The organism is Nocardia asiatica NBRC 100129, from assembly GCF_000308415.1.
Lineage (GTDB): Bacteria > Actinomycetota > Actinomycetes > Mycobacteriales > Mycobacteriaceae > Nocardia > Nocardia asiatica.
Window position 1 is genome coordinate 1 of sequence record NZ_BAFS01000331.1, and the last position, 495, is coordinate 495.

General features: G+C 65.7%; 1 protein-coding gene. It reads right to left on the reverse strand.

Annotated features, from left to right (window positions below; genetic code table 11):
* Positions 1–495 (reverse strand): alpha/beta hydrolase (locus ON27_RS29245; RefSeq protein WP_043734726.1); only part of this gene is annotated, 495 nt, incomplete at both ends.

The following is a 495-nucleotide window of genomic DNA, read 5'->3' on the forward strand; positions in this document are numbered from 1 at the left end:
GCGCCGTCGAGGGTGTCGTGTGGTCCCGGCGCTCCGGTCCCGGTCGAAACATAGATCGCGGTACCCCGCAGCTTGTCCGCGTGCAGATACGGATCGTTGGCCGCCCAGGCCGGATCACTCGGCGGACCCCACATGTTCACGACATTGCCCCGCCGCCCACTCACCACCGCGCTCACGATCACCTGACCCTGCGGATCACTGGTCCGCACACACCCCGAATACGACCCGATGGCCCGATACAACCCCGGCGCGGCCAACGCCAACTGGAACACCGACGTACCCGCCATCGAAATCCCCGCAATCGCGTTCGCCCCGTTACCCCCGAACGCCGCATCGATGATCGGCGGCAACTCCCGCGTCAAGAACGTCGCCCAGCGTTGCCGCCCCAACACCGGATCATCCGCACGCCAATCCGTGAAATACGAGCTGGCGCCCCCGAACGGAACCACCACATTGACCTGCTTGTCCCGAAAGAACTCCACCACATCCGTCCGG